The organism is Curtobacterium sp. APC 4022 (genome assembly GCF_030407555.1).
Lineage (GTDB): Bacteria > Actinomycetota > Actinomycetes > Actinomycetales > Microbacteriaceae > Curtobacterium.
On sequence record NZ_JASDDD010000007.1, the window covers coordinates 25,828 to 49,866 of the forward strand.

The 24,039-nt window shown below is 72.3% G+C and carries 21 protein-coding genes; 5 read left to right on the forward strand and 16 right to left on the reverse strand.

Features of this window, described 5'->3' with window-relative positions:
* Positions 1 to 177 precede the first annotated feature (177 nt).
* The 15 genes from QL987_RS03920 to QL987_RS03990 all read right to left on the reverse strand — a co-directional run bounded on the left by QL987_RS03920 (position 178) and on the right by QL987_RS03990 (position 18,220).
* A complete protein-coding gene (locus QL987_RS03920) occupies positions 178 to 2,337 on the reverse strand; it encodes a fructose-specific PTS transporter subunit EIIC (RefSeq protein WP_290156366.1) in 2,160 nt (719 codons plus the stop codon).
* A gap of 114 nt (positions 2,338 to 2,451) precedes the next feature.
* Positions 2,452 to 3,552 (reverse strand): hexose kinase, encoded by a 1,101-nt coding sequence (locus QL987_RS03925; RefSeq protein WP_290156368.1) that lies wholly within the window; start codon positions 3,550 to 3,552, stop codon positions 2,452 to 2,454.
* A complete protein-coding gene (locus tag QL987_RS03930; protein WP_290156369.1) occupies positions 3,549 to 4,337 on the reverse strand; it encodes a DeoR/GlpR family DNA-binding transcription regulator in 789 nt (262 codons plus the stop codon). The genes QL987_RS03925 and QL987_RS03930 overlap by 4 nt, the downstream gene beginning before the upstream one ends.
* A 277-nt stretch (positions 4,338 to 4,614) precedes the next feature.
* Positions 4,615 to 5,802 (reverse strand): ABC transporter permease, encoded by a 1,188-nt coding sequence (locus QL987_RS03935; RefSeq protein ID WP_290156370.1) that lies wholly within the window; start codon positions 5,800 to 5,802, stop codon positions 4,615 to 4,617.
* On the reverse strand, positions 5,799 to 6,536 hold the full coding sequence (locus QL987_RS03940; protein ID WP_290156430.1) for an ABC transporter ATP-binding protein: 738 nt from the start codon (positions 6,534 to 6,536) through the stop codon (positions 5,799 to 5,801). Before QL987_RS03940 ends, QL987_RS03935 begins: the two co-directional genes overlap by 4 nt.
* Positions 6,537 to 6,577: 41 nt before the next feature.
* Entirely contained in the window at positions 6,578 to 7,651 is a 1,074-nt protein-coding gene (locus tag QL987_RS03945; RefSeq protein ID WP_290156371.1) for a peptidoglycan-binding protein, read from the reverse strand.
* A complete protein-coding gene (locus QL987_RS03950) occupies positions 7,648 to 8,148 on the reverse strand; it encodes a hypothetical protein (RefSeq protein ID WP_146248221.1) in 501 nt (166 codons plus the stop codon). Before QL987_RS03950 ends, QL987_RS03945 begins: the two co-directional genes overlap by 4 nt.
* A 41-nt stretch (positions 8,149 to 8,189) precedes the next feature.
* On the reverse strand, positions 8,190 to 8,720 hold the full coding sequence (locus QL987_RS03955; RefSeq protein WP_290156374.1) for a hypothetical protein: 531 nt from the start codon (positions 8,718 to 8,720) through the stop codon (positions 8,190 to 8,192).
* A gap of 64 nt (positions 8,721 to 8,784) precedes the next feature.
* Positions 8,785 to 9,942: a HAMP domain-containing sensor histidine kinase gene (locus QL987_RS03960; protein WP_290156376.1), complete on the reverse strand. Its 1,158-nt coding sequence runs from the start codon at positions 9,940 to 9,942 to the stop codon at positions 8,785 to 8,787.
* Complete coding sequence (locus tag QL987_RS03965) at positions 9,939 to 10,592, reverse strand: response regulator transcription factor (protein ID WP_290156378.1); 654 nt, start codon at positions 10,590 to 10,592, stop codon at positions 9,939 to 9,941. The genes QL987_RS03960 and QL987_RS03965 overlap by 4 nt, the downstream gene beginning before the upstream one ends.
* Positions 10,593 to 10,648: 56 nt before the next feature.
* Positions 10,649 to 11,203: a DUF2231 domain-containing protein gene (locus tag QL987_RS03970; protein ID WP_290156379.1), complete on the reverse strand. Its 555-nt coding sequence runs from the start codon at positions 11,201 to 11,203 to the stop codon at positions 10,649 to 10,651.
* Positions 11,204 to 11,282: 79 nt separating this feature from the next.
* Positions 11,283 to 13,457: an AAA family ATPase gene (locus QL987_RS03975; protein ID WP_290156380.1), complete on the reverse strand. Its 2,175-nt coding sequence runs from the start codon at positions 13,455 to 13,457 to the stop codon at positions 11,283 to 11,285.
* 75 nt (positions 13,458 to 13,532) lie between these two features.
* Entirely contained in the window at positions 13,533 to 14,966 is a 1,434-nt protein-coding gene (locus tag QL987_RS03980) for an MFS transporter (protein WP_290156381.1), read from the reverse strand.
* 142 nt (positions 14,967 to 15,108) lie between these two features.
* Positions 15,109 to 15,405 carry a twin-arginine translocase TatA/TatE family subunit gene (tatA, locus tag QL987_RS03985; protein ID WP_221849911.1) on the reverse strand — a complete coding sequence of 99 codons (297 nt, stop codon included), beginning with the start codon at positions 15,403 to 15,405 and terminating at the stop codon, positions 15,109 to 15,111.
* Positions 15,406 to 15,577: 172 nt separating this feature from the next.
* Positions 15,578 to 18,220 (reverse strand): glycoside hydrolase family 2 protein, encoded by a 2,643-nt coding sequence (locus tag QL987_RS03990; protein ID WP_290156382.1) that lies wholly within the window; start codon positions 18,218 to 18,220, stop codon positions 15,578 to 15,580.
* Between the two features lie 297 nt (positions 18,221 to 18,517).
* Here QL987_RS03990 and QL987_RS03995 point away from each other — a divergent pair, with 297 nt between their 5' ends.
* The 5 genes from QL987_RS03995 to QL987_RS04015 all read left to right on the forward strand — a co-directional run bounded on the left by QL987_RS03995 (position 18,518) and on the right by QL987_RS04015 (position 23,189).
* Positions 18,518 to 18,940: a pilus assembly protein CpaE gene (locus tag QL987_RS03995; RefSeq protein WP_290156383.1), complete on the forward strand. Its 423-nt coding sequence runs from the start codon at positions 18,518 to 18,520 to the stop codon at positions 18,938 to 18,940.
* A 151-nt stretch (positions 18,941 to 19,091) separates the two neighbouring features.
* Positions 19,092 to 20,957: a molecular chaperone DnaK gene (gene dnaK / locus QL987_RS04000; protein ID WP_290156384.1), complete on the forward strand. Its 1,866-nt coding sequence runs from the start codon at positions 19,092 to 19,094 to the stop codon at positions 20,955 to 20,957.
* A gap of 3 nt (positions 20,958 to 20,960) precedes the next feature.
* Positions 20,961 to 21,617: a nucleotide exchange factor GrpE gene (locus tag QL987_RS04005; RefSeq protein ID WP_111075872.1), complete on the forward strand. Its 657-nt coding sequence runs from the start codon at positions 20,961 to 20,963 to the stop codon at positions 21,615 to 21,617.
* Between the two features lie 30 nt (positions 21,618 to 21,647).
* A complete protein-coding gene (locus tag QL987_RS04010) occupies positions 21,648 to 22,652 on the forward strand; it encodes a DnaJ C-terminal domain-containing protein (RefSeq protein ID WP_290156386.1) in 1,005 nt (334 codons plus the stop codon).
* Between the two features lie 117 nt (positions 22,653 to 22,769).
* Positions 22,770 to 23,189 carry a MerR family transcriptional regulator gene (locus tag QL987_RS04015; protein WP_111075870.1) on the forward strand — a complete coding sequence of 140 codons (420 nt, stop codon included), beginning with the start codon at positions 22,770 to 22,772 and terminating at the stop codon, positions 23,187 to 23,189.
* 28 nt (positions 23,190 to 23,217) lie between these two features.
* Here the strand turns inward: QL987_RS04015 and QL987_RS04020 are convergent, their stop codons facing one another.
* On the reverse strand, positions 23,218 to 23,901 hold the full coding sequence (locus tag QL987_RS04020) for a GntR family transcriptional regulator (RefSeq protein ID WP_290156387.1): 684 nt from the start codon (positions 23,899 to 23,901) through the stop codon (positions 23,218 to 23,220).
* Between the last annotated feature and the right edge of the window lie 138 nt (positions 23,902 to 24,039).

Sequence of the window (24,039 nt, forward strand, 5' to 3'; positions counted from 1 at the left end):
CGTGACCCCGACCGGTCACGGCACCCCGCTCACCTCCGCCGAGTGGTCACGAACTGTCGGTCCCACGCCTCCAGAACGACGCTTCGTGACCGCTCGGCGTCAGCCCCCGGGCGTGTCGAGACGGACGAGAGGCGCGGTACCCCCATTCCTGCGCCTCCCGTCCGTCACGTGGTGCGGCTACACCGCGACCGGCGCGCGCTGCCCGACCGTCTCGCCGGCCGAGGCCGCCTGCGCGGCGCCCGCGTCCGTCGCGGCCGGAGCCCGACGCACCCACTTCTTCAGCGCCACGAGGACCAGGGCGGAGACGATCGTCCCGGTGACGATCGCCAGGATGAACATCCCGATGCCGCCGATCGCGAAGAAGACGAAGATCCCACCGTGCGGTGCCCGCGAGGTGACCCCGGCGGCCATCGAGATCGCTCCCGTCACCGCGGCGCCGACCATCGACGCCGGGATGACCCGCAGCGGGTCGGCGGCGGCGAACGGGATCGCACCCTCGGAGATGAACGAGGCGCCGAGCAGCCACGCGGCCTTGCCGTTCTCGCGCTCGGGCTTGGTGAAGCCGTTGCGGTACAGGACGGTCGAGGCGAGGGCCAGGGCGAGCGGCGGGACCATGCCGGCGGCCATCACGGCGGCCATGATCTCGAACGGCACGACGTTGGTGGCGCTGCCGGCACCCAGGCCGGCGACGGCGAACGCGTAGGCCACCTTGTTGACCGGGCCACCGAGGTCGAACGCCATCATCAGGCCGAGGATGATGCCGAGCAGGACGGCCGAGGCCCCGGACAGCGAGTTGAGCCAGGCGGTGAGCTCGGTCATGACCCAGGCGATCGGACCGCCGAGCACGAGCAGCATCAGGCCGGAAGCGATGATCGACGCGAACAGCGGGATGATCACGACCGGCATCAGGCCGCGCAGCCAGCGCCAGGTCGGGATCCGTCCGATCCAGTAGGCGGCGGCACCGGCGATGAGGCCGCCGACCAGGCCACCGAGGAACCCGGCGTTCATGAACACGGCGATCGACCCGGCGACGAAGCCCGGCGCGATGCCCGGACGGTCGGCGATCGCGTAGGCGATGTACCCGGCGAGGGCGGCGACGAGGAACCCGAGCGACACGGAGCCGATCTCGAACGCGGCGGCGCCGAGGTAGTACCCGAGCCCCTGCGGCGGCAGGTCGACCAGGGTGTAGTGCTGCAGCGCCCAGACGGCGTTGTTGACGCCGTCGCTGCCGTGCGTGAGCGCGATGCCGTAGCCCGACAGCAGGAAGCCGAGCGCGATGAGCAGCCCGCCGCCCGCGACGAACGGGATCATGTAGGAGACGCCGGTCAGCAGCCAGCGCTTGAGGGACTGCCCGAAGTGCTCGTCCTTGGCGGTGCTCGTGCCGGCCTCGGCGGCAGAGCCGGAGACCCGCGCGGCCTTCGGGTCGTCGGCGGCGCGGAGGGCCTCGGCGATCATCGCGTCGGGCTCGTCCACGCCACGCTTGACGGGTCCGGAGACGAGGGGCTTGCCGGCGAACCGGCTGCGGTCGCGGACGTCGACGTCGACCGCGAACACGACGGCGTCGGCGCGGGCGATGAGCGCCGGGTCGAGGGGCTCCACCTGGGAGGACCCCTGCGTCTCGACGTGCATCTCGGCACCCGCGCGCTGGGCAGCGGCGACGAGGGCGTCGGCGGCCATGTAGGTGTGCGCGATGCCGGTCGGGCAGGCGGTGACACCGACGATGACCTTGCGGCGGCCGCCGGCGGCCGAGGTGTCGCTGTCCACGACGTGGGTGTCGGAACCGGCAGCGGCCGTGGTCGACGGGCTGGAGGCTCGTCCCCCGGTCCCGACGCCGGCTGCGGCGACCTCGCCGCTGACCTCGCGGTCGACCAGGTCGACGATCTCCTGCGGGCTCGCCGCGGCGCGGAGGGCGGCCGTGAAGTCGTCGCGGATCAGCGCACGGGCGAGGGTGGAGAGGACGGTGAGGTGGTCCTTGTCGGCCCCGTCCGGCACCGCGATCATGAACACGACGTCGGCGTCGCCGTCCGGGGCGCCGAACGGCACCTTCCGGGCCAGGCGTGTGAACGCGAGCGTCGGCGTGGTGACCGACGTGGACCGGGCGTGCGGGATGGCGATGCCGCCCGGGACGCCGGTGCCGACGCTCGCCTCGCGCTTGATCGCGTCGGCGGCGAGGGTGTCACCGGAGGCGGCTCGACCGGTCGCGGCGATGCGGTCGGCCAGGACGCGGATGACGTCGGCCGAGGTGGCACCGAGGTCCTCGTCGAGGCCGACGAGGTCGACGCCGATCAGGTCGGCGCCGTTGCCGGCGCTGGTGCCGGTGCTGTGCGCTGCGGACATGGGTTGCTCCTTCGCAAGTGGCGCGGGGCGCCGGGGGCTGTGCTGGTGGGGACGGAACGGTCGGACCGGGACGGGTGGCACCGGGACGATCGGGAGGGACGACGGACCGGGTGGTCAGGCGCCGTGCGGGACGGGGACGGTCTCGCCGACCGGCGTCGGTGCGGATGCACCGGGCGGTGTCGGCGGTGGCCCGACCGGGCTGGCCGGTGGACCGAGGCGGTGGACGACGATCGCGTCCGGATCGGTGGCGTCGAGGGCCGGGACGTCGCTGCCGGGCAGTCCGGCGGCGGCGGCTCCGGTGGCCACGGCCTGGGCCAGTCGGCGCTCGGGTGTGGCGCCGGCGACCTCGGCGAGCAGGTACCCGGCGAGTGAGGAGTCCCCCGCACCGACGGTCGAGCGGGCCGTGATCCGCGGTGCGGCTGCGGTCCACGAACCGGTGCCGTCGACCAGGACGGCCCCGGCGCTGCCCAGGGTCAGCAGGACCGTGTCGACGCCGCGCTCCCGCAGACGCGCGGCTGCGGCGGCGGCGCGCTCCGGGTCCTGCTCGTACTGCTCCGGGTCGCCGCCGACGACCTCGGCGAGCTCCTCGGCGTTCGGCTTGACCAGGTCGATCCGTTCGCCGGACTGCAGCAGCGCGGTGAACGGGACGCCGGACGAGTCGACCGCGATCCGGACGTCGTCGCCGTGGCGCTGTCGGACGGCTCGGACCAGCACGGCGAGGGCGTCGTCGGGCAGACCCGGCGGCAGGGACCCGGCGAGGACGACCCAGCGTGCGGCGGGGCCGGTCGCGGTCGGACCGGCGGTCGTGGCGACCAGGTCGGCGAGGTCGTCCAGGCGGTCGACGAGCGAGGGGCCGGGCTCGTTGAGCTTCGTGGTGGTGCCGGTCGGCTCGGTCACGGTGACGTTCGAGCGGAGCGCCGCACCGATCGGCAGCGCGGCGGTCGGGATGCCCCGGGTCGCGAGGCCGACGAGGACGGGGTCGAGCTCGTCGCCGGGCAGGACCGCGACGGTGTCCCCGCCGCTGGCGACGACGACGCGCGAGACGTTGACGCCCTTGCCGCCGGGCTCGGCCGTCGACCGTGTGGCTCGTTGGACGGCGCCGCGCTGCAGCTCCCCGGCGAGCTCGATGGTGCGGTCGAGCGACGGGTTCGGGGTGACGGTGACGATGCGCCCGCCGATCGGGCGCCGGGGCTGCGGGATGGTCGGGGTGCTCATGCGACGATCACCTCGACGTCGGCGTCGGCGAGTGCTCCGCCGAGGTCGGCCGGCGGCACCTGGTCGGTCACGAGGGTGTCGATCTCGTCGAGACGGGCGAAGCGCATCAGGGCCTCGACCCCGTGCTTCGCCGCGTCGGCGAGGACCACGCTCCGGCGGGCGGCCAGGACGTACGCGGCCTTGACGGCTGCTTCGTACTCGTCCGGGGTGCTCAGCCCGAAGCCGGCGGACAGGCCGTTCGTGCCGATGAAGGCGACGTCGGGGCGGAGGGCGCCGATCTGGTCGACGGTCGCGGTGCCGACAGCGGCGCTCGTGACCCCGCGGACCCGGCCGCCGAGCAAGTGCAGTTCGACGTGCTCGCTGTGCTGCAGGGTGGCGGCGATCGGCACCGAGTTCGTGATGACGGTGATCGTGGCCCCCGCGGTGGCCGGTTCCCAGCGGGCGAGCTCGGTGGCGACCGCGCCGCTGGTGGTGCCGGCATCGATGGCGATCGATCCGGTGAAGGTCGGCGGCACCAGGCGCATGGCGGCCCGGGCGATCGCGGTCTTCTCGGAGCCGTGCTGGCCCTCACGCTCGGCGACGGTGAGCTCGACCAGGCTGGAGCGCTCGGCGGGGACCGCTCCGCCGTGCACCCGGCGCAGCAGGCCGGCGGTCTCGAGGGCGCCGAGGTCGCGACGGATGGTCTCGGTCGTGACGTCGAAGTGGTCGGCCAGGTCGGCGACGGAGACGCGCCCGGCGGACTGCAGGGCGGCGGTGATGGCCTCGTGCCGCTCGGTTGCGTACATGCCCGAACTCCTTCGTTCGCGTGGGTTTCGAGAACTGTACGTCCGAACCCCACACGAACGCAACTGTTCCGCGGTCGAACCAACACGATCGCAGGTGCGCGCCGGCGCGCAGGGGACGGACGGGAGGCCCGCCACCGGTCCGCCGGACCGGCTGCGGGCCTCCCGTCCGCGGGTTCACACCGCGGCCAGCGCGCTCGCGTCACACCGCGGCCAGCGCGCTCGCGTCACACCGCGGCCAGCGCGTCCGCGGGTTCACACCGCGGCCAGCGCGCTCGCGTCACACCGCGGCGAGCGCACTGGTCGGGGGGATCTTCGCCGCCCGGCTGGCCGGGTAGAGGCCGGAGACCCCGCCGATCACGACGGTCGCGCCGAGGCCACCGGCGACCGCCCAGAGCGGAGTCGCCACCGGCCAGCCCTGGCTGAGCGCGAACGCGACGGTCACGCCCAGACCGATCACCACCCCGGCGACCCCGCCCAGGAAGGACAGCAGCAGCGACTCGACCAGGAACTGGTTGCGGACGTCCGCCCGCCGCGCACCGAGCGCCCGTCGGACACCGACCTCCGCCCGGCGTTCGAGCACCGTGATGACCATCGTGTTCGCGACGCCGATGCCGCCGACGAGCAGAGCGACCCCGCCGATCCCGACGAGCAGGCCGGTGAACGAGTCGTCCGTGGCGTTCTTGGCGGCCAGGGCGTCCGACGGACGCGTGACGCCGACGTCCTGGGGTGTGCCGGGGCTGATCGCGGCGGCCAGGACCTCGCGGGCGCGTGCCACGTCGTCCGGGTCGACCCGGGTGTAGACGGCGGTCGGGTGCCCGTCGAAGCCGAGCGCTGCCGCGAACCCGCGAGGGACGAACACCTGGTTGTCCAGGTCGGCGGCCAGGCCGAACGGCTCGAGCACCCCGACCACCTGCACCCACCGGTCCCCCGTCCACACCCGGGTGCTCGCGTCCACCCGGTCGATGCCGAGGTTGCGTGCCGCCGCGGACCCGAGCACGACCTGGGCAGGTGCATCTGCTGCGGGGTCGAGCCAGCGGCCGGAGGCGACCGACCCGCCGAGCACCTCGGGCACGTCTCCCCAGGCGGCGAGCATGCCGATGCCCTTCGACTCCGCTGCGGGGATGAAGGGGTTGCGGTAGACACGGCCGTCGGTGACGGCGCCGACCCCGGCCGCGTCGAGCACCGGGTCCTGCCGGAGGACCGAGGCGACCGCCGTCTCCGGCAGGGGTGGGACCTCGGTGAAGCCCTGCGCCTGGGTCGCCGTCAGGACGTTGGTGCCCAGGGTGTCGAGGACCCGGTCGAGGGCGGCCTTGCTCGAGGACGAGATGCCGACGACCGCGATCATCGCCGCGATGCCGATCGCGATGCCGAGGGCCGACAGGACCACGCGGGTCGGCCGGGTGCGGAGGCCGAAGACGCCGAGCCGGAGCAGGTCACCCGGGCCGAGGGTGCGCCGCGCGCTCACCGGCCGACTCCGGTCGGTGCGCTGCCGCCGCCGGCGCTGCGGCCGCCGGCACGGTCCGCGCTGTCGCTCTCGAGCTGCCCGTCGCGCATCCGGACCCGCCGCGGCAGGGAGGCGGCGAGGTCCAGGTCGTGCGTGATGACGAGCACCGTCGTCCCGGTGGCGTTGAGTTCGCGGAGCAGGGCGACGATCGCCGCACCGGACGCGGTGTCGAGCGCGCCGGTCGGCTCGTCGGCCAACAGCACGGTCGGCTCCCCGACCAGGGCACGGGCGATGGCGACGCGCTGCTTCTCACCGCCGGAGAGCTGCCCGGGGCGGTGGTCGACCCGGTGCCCCAGCCCGACCCGGCCCAGGGCGGTGACGGCTCGGTCGTGCCGTTCCCGACGCGGGACACCCGAGTAGAGCAGGCCGTCCGCGACGTTCTCCCACGCGGTGGCTCCCGCCTGCAGGTGGAAGTGCTGGAAGACGAACCCGATGTGCTCGGCGCGCAGGGCGGAGAGGTCGTCGTCGCGCATCGTGCCGACGTCCTGGCCGGTGATCGCGATCGTGCCGGAACTCGGGCGGTCGAGGGTGCCGACGATGTTCAGCATCGTGGACTTCCCCGAGCCGGAGGGTCCGACGACGGCGACGAGTTCCCCGCGACGGACCTCGAGCGAGACCCCGCGGAGCGCCTGGACGTCCCCGTAGCTCCGGGACACGTCGTCGAGGGACAGCACCACGTCGTCCACCGGCTGCACCCGGTCGTCCGGGGCGTCCGGGGTGAGGACGGCTGCGACGCTCACGATGGCACCACGACCTCGTCGCCCTCGTGGACGTCGCCGGTGACCTGGGCGCGGCCGTCGGCGACCAGGCCGACCTCGACGCGCACCCGGTGGGGCTCACCGGAGGGCCGGAGCACGTCGACCGCGTACTGCGGGGCGGGCCCGGTGTCGCCCCCGTCGACCACGAGCGCGGACACCGGCACCGAGAGCACGTCGTGCGCGGTCTCGCTCCGAGCGGTGACCTGGGCCGAGGCCGCGGACGGCAGCTTCCGGTCCCCGGCGTCGAACGCCACCGTGACGGCCACGTCCTGGGCACCGTCGTCGGACTCGGTCGGCACGGCGTCGACGACCTCGCCCGGCATCGGACCCCCGGCGCCGTTCACGACGACCTGGACCGCGGTGCCGACGGCGACCTGTTCGGCGTCGCGCTGCGGCACGGTGGCGGTGACGACGCGCTTCGTGCTCGTCGTCTGCAGCACCTCGGTCTCCCCCTCGGCCGGCTGCCCGAGCTGCCCGGTGACCCCGGCCACCCGGACGTCCCCGTCGACGAAGGCGATCTGGTCCGCCGTGATCCGGCCGGTGACGGGCAGCCCTCGGTCCCGCTGCCACTGCCGGACGGCGGCCAGCGTCCGGCGCCCGAAGACGCCGTCCTGCGCCACGTCGTAGCCGAGCGCGGCCAGGTTCTCGTTGAGCTGCTGGACGTCGGCGCCCGTCGTCCCGACGGCGAGTGGGCGCCAGAGCGGAGTGCTGCCGTGCATCGCCCGGACCGGTCGCTCGTCGACGGCGTACAGCGGGTCGTCACGATGGATGACCTGCCCGGGCTTCGGCAACCAGGTGAGCGTGCCGGAGGCCGCGCCGGGCAGGGCGACCGGGGCCCCGTACCCGAGCGTGCCGGCGATGGTCTTCGACGCCACGAGGTCGCCCTTCGTGACCGTACCGGTCGACGTTCCCGCGTCCGTGCTCGTGTCCGTCTCGGCCGCCTGGCTCGAGGTCGGCGGGTCGAGGAGCGCCCAGGTCGCGGCTCCGGCGCCGAGGACGGCGACCAGGCACGCGGCCGTGACCGTGATCCGGGTGGTGCGGCGCCGGTTCACCGCGGACCCGCCTTCTGGGGCTCCGACTGGTCGCCGTAGGCCGTCGTGACGCACGTGGTCTCGACCTGGGAGAAGGCGGACTCGTCACGCGGGTGGTAGTCACGCCGCGCCTCTGCGCCGTCCGGGTAGTCGTCGAAGCCGTTGTCCCGGATGCACTTCGCGAACGCCAGGTCCTCGGGCCCCGGCGGCACGTCGCCGACGTCGACGCCGCCGGTGTCCGGGTTGCCGCTGCACGTACCGAGGTCCTGGGCGTACTGCTGGGGATCGACACCCTCCGGGGCAGCGAGTGTGAAGTCGCCGCCGGTCAGCGCAGAGTCGTCGAAGTCGTACCCCTTGTCCCGCATGCACGAGCCGACCTCGCCGGCACGCTCGCTGACCGGGGTCGGCGCCGCGCCGGTCGTCGTGGAGTCGTCGGAGCCGGACGAGCAAGCGGTCAGCAGCCCCGGCAGGAGCAGCACCGCCGCGGTGACGGCGATCAGGGTGGGTCGTCTGGTCATCATGTGTTCCTCGTGGTCGTGATGGTCGTGGCGGGCGGCGGTCAGCCGACCGGCTGGGACTTAGTGTCGGGCGAGAACTCCGCCAGGCACTCGTCGGCGCGCTCCTGGAACCCGTCCTCCAGCGCCCGCGGGTAGTCCTCCGGGTTGAACGACAGGCCGCCGGGCTGTTGCTCCGGGTAGTCGGGGTACTCGTCGCGGATGCAGGACGCGACGCGGGCGTACTCCCGTGTCCACCTGTCCTTCTCGGCGGAGTCCACCTGCTCGACGCCGAGGTCGGCGGAGCACGTCGACGCCGCCGTCGCGAAGGCCTCGCGGTCACCGGTCTCCGGGGCCAGGGCGGTTCCCGACCGGACCTGGTCGTCGCTGGGGTCCTGCACGTCGAAGCCCGCGGCCCGCATGCAGGAGCCCCACTGCGCGCCGATGCCCGGACCGTCCGCTGCGGTTGCCCCGTCACCGTTCGGCGGCGTCCCGTCCGAGCAGGCGGTCAGTCCGGCCAGGAGCACGGCTCCGGAGACGGTCGCGAGGAGCAGCCGGGTCCTCGCGCTGGTTCGTGTGCGTGTCGTGGTGTGCATGCATCCAGGACACCGGACACCGTGTTTCGCCGGGCGTACCGCGCAGGTCACATCGGCGAAACGTTCACCTCGGCGAGACGTCCACCTCGGCGACGAGTCCGCCGCCCGGTCGAGCCGTCAAGGACACCCGCCAGCCGTGGGCCTGCGCGACGGCCTCGACGATGGACAGGCCGAGCCCGCTGTGCCGCCGTCCACCGGCAGCAGCGCTCGCGCGTCGGAACGGCTCGGTCAGGGTCGGGACGAGCGCGACGTCGAGCTCCGGCCCGGTGTTGCGGACCCGGAGCACCGTGCCGTCGACCTCGACGTCGACGTGGCCGCCCGGGCCGTTGTACTCGATCGCGTTGTCCACCAGGTTGTGGACGAGTTGCCGGGTGAGCACGGGCTCGCACCGGACCGCACGGGCACCGGCACCGGCACCGAATACCTTGCAGTGCAGCCGGACGCCCGCCTCGCGTGCCGCCGCCTGGGCCTCGTCGACGACCGCACCGGCCAGGACGCCGAGGTCCACGTCCACCGTCCGCCCGTCGAGCCCGCGCTCCGCCTCGGCCAGGACGAGCAACGACTCCACCAGGTGCTCGGTCCGACGGTTCTGCTCGAGCAGTTCGGCGCGGGCCCGGGCCAGGTCCACCGCGTCGGCGTCGTCGTGCAGCCCGATCTGGATCGCCGCCCGCTGGACCGCCAACGGGGTGCGCAGCTCGTGCGACGCCTGCGCCACGAACCGTCGTTGGCTGGCGAAGGCCGTCTCGAGTCGGTCGAGCAGTCCGTCGATCGTCCGCGACAGCCGGCGGAGCTCGTCGTCCGGTCCGTGCAGGTCGATCCGTTCGTGCAGCGTCGACGCCGAGATCCGCTCGGCCGTTCCGGCGATCCGGTCGAGCGGCGCGAGCATCCGCCGACTGAGCAGCCACCCGGTCAGCCCGGCGACGACCCCGGCGCCGGCGATGCCCAGTGCCGACCACTGCCACTGCAGTGCGGCGACACGGGACACGATCGCGATCCCACCGGGTCCGGCGGCACCGTCGGGCGCCGGCCCGGTCGTCCGGAGGGGAGCGCTGGAGGCATCGGGTGAGATCGCGACACCGCCCGCAGCGTCCGCCACCACGACCTCTGCGATCGCGTGCTGGGAGCCCAGCGTCACGAAGACGATCGCCGCCGCTGTCAACGCCATCGACGTCAGCGCGAACGCCAGGGCCGTCCGGGTCCGGAGACTCCAGACTCGGCTCACAGGGCGTACCCCTGCCCGGGCACGGTCCGGATCGGGTCGGGTGCCCCGAGCTTCCGCCGCAGCTTCGACATCGTCACCCGGACCGCGGTCGTGAACGGGTCGACGTTCATGTCCCAGACCTTCTCGAGCAGCTCCTCGGCGGAGACCACCCGGCCGTCCGCGCGGAGCAGCACCTCGAGGACCCCGAGTTCCTTCGCGGTCAGGTCGAGCGGCTTGCCGTCCCGGGTCGCCATCCGCCGGTTCGTGTCCACGACCAGACCGTCACGCCCGAGGACCGGAGCGACCGGGGCGACCGCCCGCCGGCCGAGTGCCCGCACCCGGGCGACCAGCTCGGGGTACTCGAAGGGCTTCGTCAGGTAGTCGTCCGCGCCGAGTTCGAGTCCGTTCACCCGGTCGGTCAACGAGGTCGCCGCGGTCAGCAGCAGGATGCGGGTCAGGGACCCCCGGGCCGCGATCCGCCGGGCGACCTCGTCCCCGTGCAGTCCGGGCAGGTCCCGGTCGAGCACCACGACGTCGTAGTCGTTGACGCTCAGCAGTTCGTCGGCCGAGTCGCCCCGGTACGCGACGTCGACGGCCATCTCCTGCCGCTGGAGCCCCCGGACCACGAGGTCGGCGAGGGCGGGTTCATCGTCCACCACGAGTACACGCATGCTCCCATTGCATGTGATGTACCGGTGGATCAGCTGAGAGGATCAGGCGCGGGCGATCACTTGTCGAACGGCACCTCGCCGGCATCGCTGACCCCGGCACGCTGCCGGTAGGCCAGGTGCCCGCCGAGGTACCCGCCGACGCTCACGACGCCGAGTCCGGCGAAGGCCAGGAGCTTCCCCGACGCCTGGTCGCCGCGCTTCCGCTGCAGCCAGGACAGTCCGTACAGGCTGATTCCGACCCAGTTCACGGCCTGGTGCACCCACCCGGTCCGGAGCTGCTCGCGGTCCAGCTCCGACCAGTCGACGTACCCGGCGACGCTCGCACTGCCGGCCGAGGCGACGCCGACGCCGATCAGGGTCGTCGCGGCCTTCCGGTTGCCCTTCCCGCCGATCAGGTCCAGGACGGCGGCCGAGATCCAGGCACCGAGCGGCACCTGCACCATCAGCGGGTGGATCGGGTGCCCGAACGGCACCCCGTGCAGGAGCTGCCGCACGGCCCGCGGGCGGGCGAACGCGGTGACGACCTTCCGGTCGAAGTCGACGGCTGCATCGAGCACGCTCGCGTGCTCGATGGCTTCGGTCACGCGGCGCAGGGCCTTGATCTCGGGCATGTCGCCGACGCTAGCCGGGAGGCCCGTGGCCGGCCCCCAGGAACCGGCCACGGGCCTCCCGTCCGACGCCTGACCGCGCCTACTCCTCGACGAGCTCGCCTTCGGCCAGCGCGAACGGCTCGACCGTCAGCGCCTGCCCGTCACCCGCGACGTCGACGCGCACCGTGTCGCCGTCCCGCACGTCCCCGGCCAGGATGGCCCGGGCGAGCTGGTCGTCGATCTGCCGCTGCATCAGCCGGCGGAGCGGCCTGGCCCCGTACGCCGGGTCGTACCCGCGCTCGGCGAGCCAGGCACGGGCGTCGGGCGTGACCGCGAGGTCGAGCCGGCGCCCGGACAGCCGCCGCGCCAGACGGTCGACGTACAGCGACACGATCTGGCCGAGGTCCTCCGGGCTGAGCGCCTGGAACACGACCATGTCGTCGAGCCGGTTGAGGAACTCCGGCCGGAACGCCTGCTGGACGAGCTCGCGGACACCGCTCTCGCGCTGCTCGGGCGTCAGGGCCGGGTCGGTGAGGAACTGGGAGCCGAGGTTCGAGGTGAGGACCAGGATCGTGTTCCGGAAGTCGACGGTCCGACCCTGACCGTCCGTCAGCCGCCCGTCGTCCAGGACCTGCAGCAGGACGTCGAACACCTCCGGGTGGGCCTTCTCGATCTCGTCGAGCAGGATCACCGAGTACGGCCGACGGCGGACGGACTCGGTGAGCTGCCCGCCGGCCTCGTACCCGACGTAGCCCGGCGGGGCGCCGATCAGCCGCGCGACGGAGTGCTTCTCGCCGTACTCGCTCATGTCGATGCGGACGAGGGCCTTCTCGTCGTCGAACAGGAACTCGGCGAGCGCCTTCGCCAGCTCGGTCTTGCCGACGCCCGTGGGGCCGAGGAACAGGAACGAGCCGGTCGGCCGGTCCGGGTCGGAGATGCCGGCGCGGGTGCGTCGGACGGCCTCGGAGACGGCGGTGACGGCGGTGCGCTGCCCGATGATCCGGCGGCCGAGTTCGCTCTCGAGGTGCAGGAGCTTCTCGGTCTCGCCCTGCAACAGTCGGCCGACGGGGATGCCGGTCCACTGCGCGATCACGGCGGCGATGTCCTCGTCGGTGACGCTGTCGTTCACCATGCGGTCGGCGGACCCGGCCTGCTCCGCGGCGGCGAGTTCGGCCTCGATGCGGGGCTTCTCGCCGTACTCCAGGCGGGACACGGTCTCGTAGTCGGCTTCACGCTGGGCCCGCTGCGAGCGCATGTTGAGCTCGTCGAGCTGCTGCTTGAGCTCACCGATCCGGTTCAGGGACGCGCGCTCGGCCTGCCAGCGGGTCTCGAGCTCGCGGAGCCGTTCCTCGCGGGTCTGCAGTTCAGCACGGAGGGTCGACAGCCGGGCCTTCGACGCGTCGTCCTTCTCCTGCTTCAGCGCGAACTCCTCGACGCGCAGCCGGTCGACGCTGCGCTTCAGCTCGTCGATCTCGACCGGGCTCGAGTCGATCTCCATGCGCAGGCGGCTGGCGGCCTCGTCGATGAGGTCGATCGCCTTGTCGGGCAGCTGGCGGCCGGAGATGTAGCGGTCGGACAGTGCCGACGCCGCGACGAGGGCGGAGTCGTTGATCGTCACCTTGTGGTGCGCCTCGTAGCGCTCCTTGAGGCCACGGAGGATCGCGATGGTGTCCTCGACGCTCGGCTCCCCCACGTAGACCTGCTGGAACCGTCGTTCGAGGGCCGCGTCCTTCTCGATGTACTCGCGGTACTCGTCGAGCGTGGTCGCCCCGATCAGCCGGAGTTCACCGCGGGCGAGCATCGGCTTGAGCATGTTCGACGCGGCGACGGACCCTTCGCCACCCCCGGCGCCCATCAGGGTGTGCAGCTCGTCGATGAAGGTGATGACCTGGCCGTCGGAGTCGTCGATCTCCTTGAGGACGGCCTTCAGCCGCTCCTCGAACTCGCCGCGGTACTTCGCGCCGGCGATGAGGGCCGACATGTCGAGCGAGACGAGCCGTTTGTCCTTGAGGGAGTCCGCGACGTCACCGGCGACGATGCGCTGCGCGAGCCCCTCGACGACGGCGGTCTTGCCGACACCGGGCTCGCCGATGAGCACGGGGTTGTTCTTGGTGCGGCGGGTGAGCACCTGCGACACCCGTCGGATCTCGGCGTCGCGGCCGATCACCGGGTCGAGCTTGCCGCTGCGGGCGACCGCGGTGAGGTCGACGCCGTACTGCTCGAGGGCGGTCTTCTGCTTCTCCTGCGAGTCAGGGGCGCCCTGGAGGTTCGCCATGCGTTGTCCTTTCCGTTGCGTCGCTCGTGTGGTCACGAAGTCGTCGGACTCACCTTGAGTCCATCTGGCTCAACTTTACAACGGGCTGGTTTCTTCCGCTTCCGGTGATCGTACGTTCACGATGCCGATGGCACTCACCACGGCACCGGCCAGGAGCAGGACGGCCATCACGACCATCGCCCGGTGGATGCCGCCGACACTCACCTCGCCGCCGAGGACGACCCCCGCGAGCGCGACCGTCACCAGGCCGGCGATCCGGGCGACCGCGTTGTTCACGGCGGACCCGACCCCGGCCTCCTGCTGCGGCACCGAGCCGAGCACGGCGCTCGTCAGCGGGGAGACCATGAGGGTGATCCCGAGTCCGACGAGCACCAGCCCGGGCAGCACGGCCGTCCAGTAGCCGCTCGGGTCCTCGCCGACCGTGAGCATGAGGAGCGCGCCGACCGCAGCCACCGCGGGGCCTGCCGCCATGAACCACCGCGGACCGAACCGCCCGGCCAGTCCCCCGACGGTCGTCGAGAGCAGCAGGAGCACCACGGTCGGCGGCAGGGTCGCGAGGCCGGCCACCCACGCCGGGAAGGCCCAGACCTCCTGCAGGAACAGCGTGACGACGAAGAAGACCATGCCGAGGGCGCCGTAGATCGACAGCGTGGCGAGGTTGCCGACCGCGAAGTTCCGGGCCCGGAACAGCTCGAGCGGCACGAGCGGCGACCCGGAGGTCCGCGTCACCCGGCGCTCCCACGGCACGAAGGCGACCAGCGCCAGCGCGCCGACGACCAGCGCGGCGACGACGACCGGTGCGCCCCACCCCAGGCGTTCCTGCTCGATGAGCCCGAGCACCACCCCGCCGACGCCGACCACTGCGAGGACCGCACCCACCACGTCCACCCGGGGCCGGTCCCCCGCGACGACGTCACCCGAGATCCGCCGGACCAGCGGGATCGTCACCGCGATCGGCACCGCCGTGACGACGAAGATCCACCGCCAGCCGATGCCGTCCACGATGAGCCCGCCCACGACCGGGCCGAGGATCGACGCCGCGCTCGACCAGGCCGTCCACGTGCCGATCGCCTTCGCCTGCACGGCACCGCGGAACGCCGCGACGATGAGGGCCAGCGCACTCGGGGTGACGAGCGCCCCGCCCACGCCCTGGAACGCCCGGGCGACGATGAGCACCTCGCCGGTCGGGGCGACCGCACACACCACCGAGGCGATGCCGAACACGACGAGCCCGGCCGTGATGATCCGGACGCGGCCGAACAGGTCCGACAGCGAGCCGGCGACGAGGATCAGCGACCCGAGCGTGACGAGGTACGCGTCGACCGTCCACTGCTGCACGACCAGCCCGCCGCCGAGCTCCGTGCGGATCGCGGGCAGGGCGACGTTGACGACGCTCGAGTCCAGGCCGACCACGAACGAGGACAGGATCGCGACCACGAGCACGAGTCGGCGGTCGTCGTGGAGGGGTGCCGTGCCTCCCGGCCGGTCGGCGGCGGGGGCAGACGTCATGGTGCCATCATGCGCCGCTCGGCCAGCCCGTGGTGGCGGCGGGCAGGACGACGACAGCCCCCGTGCGGTCTGCGAGGAAGCAGGAGCACGGGGGCTGTCGGTCCCGGGGCCGGGATGCCGATGGATCGGCGGTCTGGAGGCGCTACTGGGTGCGCGAGTCGTTGTTCGGCTGCACCGTGTTCGACTGCACCGAGGGGCCGGGGTTCACGACCGGCTGCTGCACCGGAGCGGCCTGCTGCGCGGTCGCACCGTAGGACGTCGCGTCGGTGACGTCCGGCGTCGCCGGCTTCTTGCGGTCGTCGGTGTCCATCTCCTTCTTGAAGATGTTGATCGACTGGCCGAGGCCCTTCGCGAGTGCCGGCAGCTTGGTCGCACCGAACAACAGCAGCACGATGCCCAGGATGATCACCAGGTGGAGTCCGGTGAGGCCTTGGAACATGATGTCTCCTTCGGTACTGGGACTGATCGCGTGGTCCGGTCATCGTCGACCGGTGCGGCGGTGTCCCGCGGTCCACCCATGCTAACCGCCGGGGCCGGAGAATCACAGGCGGGCGGCGCAACGGACACCGTTCGTTCAGGGTCGACGGCCGGACACCGCGCGGGCTGTCGGGTCAGTCGGCGAGGACCCGGTCGAGCGTCCAGAGCACCGGCGCTGCGGTGAGTGCCGCCGCGTCCGCCTCGGTCACACCGGCGACGCGGTACTCGACCCGTTCACCGGGCAACAGCGTCATGAAGCCACGGTCGACCGTGCCGGTCGGCGAGACCCGGTCCGGCTGCAGGAGCAGGTCGCGCACGAGCGACTCCGCCTCGACGACCATCCGGACGCCGGAGCGGTCCGGCTCGTCCGACACCGTCACGCGGTAGTGCGCCGGCTGCCAACGCATGTCCTGGTCGGGAGCCGGCGTCCACACCGCACGGCGCCAGTCCATGTCCGCCACGATCAACTCACCCCGCGGGTCCGCGACGACACCGACGGAGGCCGGCAGCCGGACCACGGCGACCCCGGGGCCGTCGAGCACCACCGGCAGGTACTCCTCGGCCAGGATCTGCCCGGCGAGGTCGACCCGTCGGACCCGGACCACCGAGTCGATGCCGTTCCGGGCCGATCGGACGGCGACCTCGACCGGGGAGGCGGGGGTGTCGAGGTCCGACGACTGCGGGACCGGCAGCTGCGCGGTCGGCGGGTGCGCGCCTCCCGTCGGGTCCTCGCGCTCCGCGCCCGGCGCGAGCGGCGTGACCGTGGTGACCACGGTCGAGACCGGCCGGATCGCCACCAGGACGTCGTCGTACAGGCGACGGAGCTCGTGCGCGAGCGGCTTCCGGCGTCCGGCCGAGTCGATCGCCGACCACGACGACACCGGCCACAGGTCGTTGAGCTGCCACACGACGACGCCGGTGGTGCGCGGCCAGTGCGTCCGCCAGTGTTCGACCCCGGTCGCGATGGCGCGCGCCTGCTGCAGCTGCGTGAGCCAGTGCCACCGGTCGAGGTCGCCGTCCCAGCCCTCGCCGAACCGGGGCTCGAGACCGCGGGCGAGCTTGCCCATGCCGTCGTCGGCCTTCTGGTGGTGCACGACCCCGGGCGAGGTCGGCGTCATCGGGTCGTCCGTGACGGCCTCGCGGAGCGTCCGCCACGCGGGAGGCGCCTGCCAGCCGAACTCGGAGACGAAGCGCGGCACCGAGTCGCGGTAGTGCTCGTCCGACACCCGGTTCCAGACGTCCCACGAGTGGTGCGTCTCGTGGTCCACGTCGTTCGCGGCGAGCGCCTCCGACCCCGACCACGGCGATGCCACGGTGTAGAAGCGGGAGGGGTCGACCGCGTCCACGATCGTCGGCAGCAGGTCGAGGTAGTAGTCGAGGCCCCAACCGCGGTCGCCGAGCTCCTCGCCCCACCCGTCGGCGTCGTGCAGCCAGATGTTCTCGTTGTTGCCGTTCCAGACCACGAGGGAGGGGTGTCGGGCCAGTCGGACGACGTTGTCCCGCGCCTCGGCGATGACCTCGCTGCGGATCGGCTCGATCTCCGGGTACGCGGCGCAGGCGAACAGGAAGTCCTGCCACACCAGCAGCCCGAGTTCGTCGCAGCGCTGGTAGAAGTCGTGCGACTCGTAGACGCCGCCGCCCCACACCCGCACCAGGTTCGTGTTGAGCGCCACGGCAGCGTCGAGCCGTTCGGCGTACCGCTCCTTCGTCACGCGCGAGACGATGACATCGTCCGGGATCCAGTTCACCCCGCGCACGTCGATCAGGGTGCTGTTCACCCGGATCGCGAACGGCCGACCGACCGAGTCCTCGGCCGTGTCCACGTGCACCGAGCGGAAGCCGGTGCGGAAGGACGTGCGGTCGAGGACGTCGCCGTCGACCGTCTGCAGGTGCACCTCGACGTCGTACAGCGGCTGCGGGCCGTACCCGCGCGGCCACCACAGTTCGGCCTCGGGGATCCGGACCGTCACGACGGCCTCGTCCTCCTTCGGCGTCACGTTCACCCGGGAACGCTGCTTCGTGCCGTGGCCCGAGACCGTGACGACGAGCACCAGGTCGTCGTCCTCGCCGTCCTGGTCCAGGTCGTTCATGCCGGAGCGCTCGAACGCGATGTGGGCGTCGAGCACACCCTCCCCCGCCTCGACGTCGACCAGCGGCCGGACGTCCCGCAGCCGAGCCGTCGACCACCGCTCGATCGCGACCGGACGCCACGGCCCGCTCGTGACCGCCGTCAGGCCCCAGTCCCAGCCGAAGTTCGAGGCCTGCTTCCGCACGTACGGGAACGGCTCGTCGTACGGGCCGGGCATCGTGCCGGCGCGGGCGGCGACCCGCTCGGCCTCGCGGTACGGCGACTCGAACAGGACCTCGAGCTCGCGGTCGGTGTTCGCGTTCGTCCCGTCGGTCATGTCGAGCAGGTCGAATCGGTAGCGACGGTGCATGTTCTTGGTGGTCCCGACCTGCACGCCGTCGAGCGTCAGGGTCGCGACGGTGTCGAGGCCGTCGCAGACCAGGTCGACGCGTTCGAACCCGCGTGGGTCGACGTCGACGACCCGTCGGTAGACCCAGTCGGTTTGCCCGACCCACGCGGTCGACGACTCGTTGCGGTCGAACGTCGGGTCCGGCAGCAGCCCCTCGCGCTCGAGGTCGGTGTGCACCTGACCGGGCACGGTCGCCGGGAGGACCCGGCCACGCACCGCCTGCGGCAGGTCGTCACGCGCGCCCTCCTCGGCCGCCGAAACGGTCCAGTCGTCGCGGAGTTCCTCGCGTTCGAGGGTCATGCGGGTCCTTCTCTGCTGGCGGATCGGTCCGCGTCGAGCGCGGTCCGGGGACGTCGTCCGACTCACCGCCGCCTCGTCGTCCACGGCCGGGAGGCACGGCGCCGGTCGCCCGGGCGTCGTCACGTCGCGCACGCGGACCGACGGGCGGTCGCGCGTGGGGATGCTCGGTGATGCTAGTACGGCTGCCCGGCATCCCGGTCCGAGGTGTGGACGCGCGGTCCACGGGGCGCGCGGTGTGCGCGGACGTGCCACGGGCCTCCCGGCCGGGACGCACCCGCGAGTGCCAGGGTGGAGCGCATGATCAGCGTCGAACTCGCCCGCTCCCTGCGTGACGCCGGCCTCCGCTGGCACCCGGACACCGGCGACCGCTTCGTGATCGACAAGCCGGGCATCGACGAGGACGTCTACACGGTGTCCGAGATGACCGTCGAACGCCACGACCACCCGACCGGCACGATCCTGGGCTTCAACGGGACGACCGAGTGGGCGCTCGACTCGGTGACGGCGGACGAGTCGCTCTGGCTGCCGCGCGAGGACCAGCTCCGCGAACTGCTGGGGCCCGCGTTCGTCGGACTGACCCGGACGACCTCGCCCGCTGCCGGGATCGTGCACACGGTCGCCGCCCGGATCGACGGCGCCGAGCGGTCCTACGCCGCGGCGGACCCGGCGATCGCGTACGGCGAGGCGTTGGCGGCCTACATCGCCGCGGCACTCGACTGATCCCGGGTCGATGCAACCGTCGAGCAGGACTTGAGCCGGCTCGGCGCAACTTCCCAGCTGTCCGCCTTGACGCCCAGCCAGCCCGGAGTAGAGTTGAGTCCATCGGACGCAAGTCCGAGCAGACTTTGCTCCACTACCGAAAGGGAGTCCCATGGGACGCGCAGTAGGAATCGACCTCGGAACCACCAACTCGGTCGTCAGCGTGCTCGAGGGCGGTGAGCCCACCGTCATCGCGAACGCCGAGGGCCTCCGCACCACGCCGTCGATCGTCGCCTTCACGAAGGACGGCGAGGTCCTGGTCGGCGAGACCGCCAAGCGCCAGGCCGTCACGAACGTCGACCGCACCATCGCCTCGGTCAAGCGCCACATCGGCACCGACTGGACGACCGACATCGACGGCAAGAAGTACACGCCGCAGGAGATCTCGGCCCGCACCCTCGGCAAGCTCAAGCGCGACGCCGAGCAGTACCTCGGTGAAGACGTCACCGACGCGGTCATCACCGTCCCGGCGTACTTCAACGACGCCGAGCGCCAGGCCACGAAGGACGCCGGTGAGATCGCCGGCCTCAACGTCCTCCGCATCATCAACGAGCCGACCGCGGCCGCGCTGGCCTACGGCCTCGACAAGGGCAAGGAAGACGAGCTCATCCTGGTCTTCGACCTCGGTGGCGGCACGTTCGACGTCTCCCTGCTCGAGGTGGGCAAGGACGACGACTTCTCGACCATCCAGGTCCGTGCCACCTCCGGCGACAACCGCCTCGGCGGCGACGACTGGGACCAGCGCATCGTCGACCACCTGGTCAAGAAGTTCAAGGCCGACCACGGCGTCGACCTGTCCACGGACAAGATCGCGAAGCAGCGCCTCAAGGAAGCCGCCGAGCAGGCGAAGAAGGAGCTGTCGAGCCAGCTCAGCGCCAACATCCAGCTGCCCTACCTCACGCTCACCAGCGAGGGTCCGCTGAACCTCGACGAGACCATCTCGCGCGCACAGTTCGAGCAGATGACCTCCGACCTGCTCGACCGCACCAAGAAGCCCTTCAACGACGTCATCAAGGAAGCGGGCGTGTCGGTCAACGACATCGCGCACGTCGTCCTCGTCGGTGGCTCGACCCGCATGCCCGCCGTGGCCGAGGTCGTCAAGTCGCTGACCGGTGGCAAGTCCCCGAACCAGGGCGTCAACCCGGACGAGGTCGTCGCTGTCGGCGCCGCACTGCAGGCCGGTGTCCTCAAGGGCGAGCGCAAGGACGTCCTGCTCATCGACGTCACCCCGCTCTCGCTCGGCATCGAGACCAAGGGCGGCCTGATGACGAAGCTCATCGACCGCAACACCGCGATCCCGACCAAGCGCAGCGAGACCTTCACCACCGCCGACTCGAACCAGCCGTCGGTCGCGATCCAGGTCTTCCAGGGCGAGCGCGAGTTCACCCGCGACAACAAGCCGCTCGGCACCTTCGAACTCACCGGCATCGCCCCGGCACCCGCGGGCATCCCGCAGATCGAGGTCACGTTCGACATCGACGCCAACGGCATCGTGCACGTGTCCGCGAAGGACAAGGGCACCGGCAAGGAGCAGTCGATGGTCATCTCCGGCGGCTCGTCGCTGCCGAAGGAGGACATCGAGCGCATGGTCCGCGAAGCCGAGGAGCACGCAGCCGAGGACAAGGCCCGTCGCGAAGCCAGCGAGCGTCGCAACCAGGCCGAGCAGCTCGCCTACTCGATCGAGAAGCTCATCAAGGAGAACGACGAGAAGCTCCCCGCGGACGTCAAGTCCGAGGTGCAGGCCGACGTCGACGCGCTGAAGTCGGCCCTCGCGGGTGACGACGACGATGCGGTGAAGACCGCCTTCGACAAGCTCAACGAGTCCCAGGGCAAGATCGGCCAGGCCATCTACGCGCAGGACCAGTCGGCTGCTGCCGCCGGTCCGGAAGCGGGCGCCGAGGGCCAGGCCACCGGTGACGACGAGGACATCGTCGACGCCGAGGTCGTGGACGACGAGGACGACAAGGACAAGAAGTAACCGATGGCTGACCCGAACAACGACAACGGCAACGTCGACGACGCCCAGGACCCGCAGGTCGAGGGCGACGCCACCAACGCGACCGAGCCCGAGGACCTCATCGAGGCCGAGGGCCCCGACGTCGAGGTCCCGGTCGACGGCCCCGCGGCCGGTGGTCCGGCCGACGACCTCAGCCCGGAGGACGAAGCCCTCCTCGCCGATGCCGCCTCCGGCATCGCCGAGGACCGGCTCTCGCCGTCCGACCGCGACCTGGTCGCCGAGATGCGGACGGACATGCTCCGTGCGCAGGCCGAGCTGGTGAACTTCCGGAAGCGCGTCGAGCGTGACCGGGACGCCAACCGCGAGGTCGTCATCGCCGAGGTCGTGCGGGCACTGCTCCCCGCCCTCGACGACCTGAACCGTGCCGAGGCGCACGGTGACCTGACCGACGGCCCCATGCACGTCATCGCGCAGAAGATCCGCGGCGGGTTCGACCGGTTCAAGCTCGTGCAGATCGGTGAGAAGGGCGAGTCCTTCGACCCGAACGTGCACGAGGCCATCGTCCAGTTGCCCACGCCGGGCGCCACCAGCCAGACCGTGGCGGACGTCGTGGAGCCGGGCTACAAGCTCGGCGACCGCGTCATCCGTGCCGCCAAGGTCGCGGTGGCGGTCCCGGCCTGAGCGCCGGCGACGGAAGAAGGGAGGTGAGCCGTGGCCAGTCAGGACTGGTTCGACAAGGACTTCTACGCCGTGCTCGGCGTGTCGAAGGACGCATCCGAAGCTGAGCTCAAGAAGACGTACCGGAAGCTCGCGCGGCAGTACCACCCGGACTCCAACCCGGGTGACGCAGCCGCCGAGGCGAAGTTCAAGGAACTCAGCGAGGCGTACTCGGTGCTCTCCGACAAGGAGCAGCGTGCGGAGTACGACCAGGTCCGCGCCATGGGCTCCGGCGCCCGCTTCACCGCGGGTGGTCCGGGCGGCCAGGGCGGCTTCGAGGACGTCTTCGGCGGCATGTTCGGCGGCGGCCAGGGCGGCGGCGGACAGCGCGTCCGCTTCGGTCAGGGCGGCGGCGGTGCCGGCGGCTTCGAGGACATCCTCGGCGGCATGTTCGGCGGTGGCGGCTTCGGCCAGAACACCGGCGGCTTCCGCGGCTTCGGTGGCCCGACGAAGGGGCGCGACGTCACCGCGACGACGACCCTCGACTTCGCCACCGCGATCGCTGGTGACACCGTCAAGCTCGCACAGGGGAACGGCCGGCAGGTGAACGTCCGCATCCCCGCGGGCGTCGCCGACGGCCAGAAGATCCGGCTGCGCGGGCGCGGCGAACCGAGCCCCGACGGCGGTGAGGCGGGTGACCTCGTGGTCGCCGTCACCGTCCGGAAGCACCCGGTGTTCGAGCGCGACGGCCTGAACCTGCGGATCGACGTGCCGGTGACGTTCGTCGAGGCTGCGCTCGGCGCCACGATCGAGGTCCCGACGCTCGGCGGTCCGACCGTCAAGCTGCGGGTCGCCCCGGGCACGCCGTCCGGGCGCGTCCTGCGCGTCAAGGGGCGCGGGGTCGCGACCAAGAACGGCACCGGCGACCTGCTCGCCACCGTCCAGGTCGCGGTCCCGTCCCACCTGTCGGACAAGGCACGCGAGGCGCTCGACGCCCTCGCGGCCGCCCTGCCCGACGAGGACCCCCGCGAGGACCTCCTCGCCAAGGCACGCGGCTAGCGTCGCGTCCGACCCGGCCGGGAGGCCCGGTGCGGCTCCGTCAGGAACCGGCACCGAGCCTCCCGGCCGGCCCACATCGACACCGACACCTGCGACACCCGACGGAAGGAGCGCCCGATGGCCGACCTGGACGAGCACTCCCCCGTCTTCGCGATCGCGGTCGCGGCGGAGCTCGCGGAGATGCACCCACAGACGCTGCGGCAGTACGACCGGCTCGGGCTCGTCGTCCCTGGTCGGACCCGCGGCGGCTCCCGGCGGTACTCGATGCGCGACATCACCCAGCTGCGGGAGATCGCGCGACTGGGCTCGGAGGGGGTGTCCCTCGAGGGCATCCGCCGGGTGCTCGAGCTCGAGAACGAGAACACCCTGCTGCGGGCCCGCGTCCGCGACCTCGAACGCGCCCTCGCCGACCAGCTCATCAGCCGACCGGGTGCCCGGGTGTTCGCCGCCACCGCGACCGGCGCCGCGGTCTCCCTCCGCGCCGGTGCCCGCCCGCAGCGCAACAACGCGGTCGTGCTCTACCGTCCGCAGCGCTGAGCACCCACCGGTCATGCGCAGACACGTCTCACACACGATCACACCCGACGTCGTCCCGGTCCGGATCCGGACCGGCGGGGTCCGGCAGCAGGTGCGCTGACCAGGTCGCCCGCTCGGCGAGTCGACCGTCGCGGACGTCGATCGCCACGCGCAGGGCGATGAGGCTGTTCCGGATGTCCGGCCAGGGCAGAGCCGATCGCAGGTCGCGGTGCCGGAGCCGGAACACCAGCCCGTCGAGGGAGCCGCGGAGCGCCGCCGTCACCATCGGGTTCCGGCACTCGTCGATGAACGTGCGGTAGATCGGCGTCGCCGCGTCCGCAGCCGGCTGCCACGACGGCGCCTCGAGGCAGTCGAGCAGCACGCCGAGTCGCCGGAAGACCGCACTGCGACTCCGGTCACCCAGTCGCGGCACCGTGATCCGGACCACACCGCCGAAGAGCAGCCCGAGGGCCTGCAGTGCCGGGACGACGTCCTCCTGCGCGGGGACCGCCACCCTGGTGTAGCGGTTCGGCCGGAGCTCGACGAGCCCGAGGTGTGCCAGGTCGGCCAAGGCCTCGCGCACCGGAGTCCGCGAACACCCGAGGCGCGCGGCGAGCTCCTGGTCGTCGAGCCGCTGCCCGGGGACGACCGCTCCGCTCATGATCTCGGCACGCAGACGCTCACGGGCGAGGTCGCGCAGCAGCGGCCTGGTGTCGTGTCGCGGTGGGAACATCGGCACTCTCGCTGCTCGACCAGGCCCGGACGGTCCGGGAACTCACGAGCGTAGGGTCCAGAACGGTCTGTGTCGCGTGTGACATACCACTGCTCCCCGTGGTGTGGTCCGGATGCCAGTCCGGCCCGGTTACCCTCG